The sequence below is a fragment of the Duncaniella muricolitica genome (genome assembly GCF_910574735.1).
GTDB lineage: Bacteria > Bacteroidota > Bacteroidia > Bacteroidales > Muribaculaceae > Duncaniella > Duncaniella muricolitica.
This window is the reverse complement of the sequence record NZ_CAJTCF010000147.1, coordinates 1-2,490: the sequence shown is the minus strand read 5'-3', so window position 1 is coordinate 2,490 and position 2,490 is coordinate 1. Positions and strand designations below refer to the sequence as shown.

The following is a 2,490-nucleotide window of genomic DNA, read 5'->3' as shown; positions in this document are numbered from 1 at the left end:
TGTAGGCTAAGCACCCGGCGCCGTGTCATATAATCATGACCGGTTTCCAAATACTCGCCTCCGAACCGGACGTACACCTTCCAGCGTATCCGGCTCTCCGTTTTGATATTCAGTCTATGCCTTGCCATTGTGAACTTTCTTATGACAACTACTGCACAGTGCAATCGTTTTTCTTCTACGTGCAATCATCATTCTTTCCCAAGGCTCTTTTCCTTTGAGTCCTTTGAGTTTTCTTACATGATGCATTTCGAGTCTGTCGGTTGCCCCGCATAATTCACACTTTTGTGCTTTAAGCCTGTCCATCAGGCTTGTGGTGCTTGTGTGCATTATGAAGTTCGGCAGAGTTGAAATTCTACTGTCCTTTGATGGCTTTAGCCTTTTGAAGCCACCATTATAGAATTTAGCTTCGATAGTATTTCCTTTCTTGCCTTGGTAGCTCACGGTGAAAATGCCGTCTTTCTTGTATTTGCGACATATCTTTGTAACCTTGCTACGATATTTTGCGGCAAAAGTCTTATACATGCTGTATTCCATAATGTATCCGAAATTGTTCATCTGCTTAGCGCAGTTGACACCAATTCCGAAATAGTTGTAGAAACCCCTTATTTCAGAATTGTATCTTTGAAGAATTTCAAGGTCATCGTTAAAGTTGAGTTCGGGTCTTGCTTTCGGCTTCCAGATTTCTTTACCGTTGTGTTTCTTTATTTCCACAACGTCATAATCGAGAAGCTTTTTCTTGACCGTATCTTTAGGGATACGAATCTCAACCGTTTTATTCCGAGACCTTTTCTTTCTACCGAGTGTGTCTCTGCGTGTTTCCGCACATTTTCTGTTTCGGATTTCAAAGCCGAGAAACTTCGCAGGATTATTTGAGTAGGTGACAAGGGTCTTCTCTTCGGATAATTCCAATCTTAATTTGGATTCAAGGTATTCTTTTATGTCCGCTTTAATCTTGATTGCATCCTCACGAGAGCCTATCACGCCACATAGGAAATCATCTGCGTATCTAACGTATTTCAATCGTTTGTAATTGGTGTCTCCCTCGTTTTTCGCAGGAGTCACCATCATGAGACTGTCATACATCTTGACGAGGCGAAGAGCCTCGTTTCGTTCCTCTGCGGTCGTGGCTTTCTTAAGAGCTACTTTTGCACGTCCTTTCTTACGTTGGTAGTGTCTGTATAGTTTGCTCACCTCCTTGCGTACACCTTTGTCGAATTTTGAGGCATACTCCTCCATATATTTGTCAAGCTGGTCAAGATATATGTTGGCAAGTATCGGGCTTATGATTCCACCCTGCGGTGTTCCGTCATAAGATTTGAAGTATTGCCAATCCTCAATGTAACCTGCGTTGAGAAACTTACGGATTAATCGGATGAAACGGCAGTCGCCAATGCGTTTTTCAAGGATTTTAATCATGACATCGTGATTAATGTTGTCAAAAAATCCTTTAATATCGCCCTCGATATACCATTTGGCTCCACAGAAAGACTTTGAAATCTGTTCCATTGCGGTATGGCAACTTCTTTGAGGTCTGAAGCCGTGGGAACAATCAGAAAACTGTCCCTCGTAGATTGCCTCAAGAATCATCCTCACCACTTCCTGCAACAGTTTGTCCTCTATAGATGGTATGCCGAGTGGACGCATTTTACCGTTTTTCTTGGGAATATATTCCCTCCTTGACGGTTTTGGCTGATAGCTTTCATCTTTCAATGACTCTATCAGTCTGTCAATGCGCTCGATGCTCATTCCGTCAATGGTTTTGCCGTCAGTGCCTGCCGTCATATTACCCTGCTTAGGGGCAATACGTTGGTACGCGACAGCATACATATCCTTGTTGTAAAGAATACGATACAGACGCTCGTACTTGTAATCCAAGTCCTTGCAATGTTTGTATAGACTGTTTAATACGTTTGTTGAATTTCTCATAAAGTCTCACACTTCATTCATTAATTGTATTAAAAATCTCCACTGTCTCCCTTCGCCATGTACGAGGCTTTCCCTCGCTCGGACTACTGCGGAGACTCCGTTACCATGCTGTCAGCGGATGCTGACAGTTTAGGCAATCCCAGTTTATAGTGCCTTAACTATTGGCTTGACAAGTTGTCGGGTATGACTTCCACCTGTTCCTGTATATTACAGTTGCGCTGCACCAAGTTCCTGCTCTCCCTACGCTACGACTGCAAAGAGAGTGATGCAGTATGACGATTAGAAACTTCTTGTGGTTGTTTCCATAGTTACCTTACGTCATAGCCTACTACACGGACCACTTAGATTATCATTCAACCAATTCGGGCTTTACCCTCATACTTGTCTTATCATCGCTATTCAGTCGCAGTTTGGTAACTAACTGACTTATAGTTGTACCGACGTGCTACACTCCCTGCCGTCTTTCGTTGGACAGATAAGTCGGTGATGATAGGTCATTTTCAAAGAACACTTGCCTAATCCTTGCCAAAGGGACTATTAAGACACTACCTTGACTGGCGCACC

Annotated in this window: 1 protein-coding gene; it reads right to left on the bottom strand. The window is 43.1% G+C overall.

Going from position 1 to position 2,490, the window contains the following annotated elements:
• Window positions 1-114 precede the first annotated feature (114 nt).
• Window positions 115-1,926, bottom strand: coding sequence for a reverse transcriptase domain-containing protein (locus tag QGT73_RS17155; protein ID WP_280120656.1), 1,812 nt, complete (start codon window positions 1,924-1,926; stop codon window positions 115-117).
• Between the last annotated feature and the right edge of the window lie 564 nt (window positions 1,927-2,490).

Excerpts from the sequence above, each read along its gene's own strand:
- QGT73_RS17155 (WP_280120656.1), bottom strand. The coding sequence starts at position 1,926 with ATGAGAAATTCAACAAACGTATTAAACAGTCTATACAAACATTGCAAG.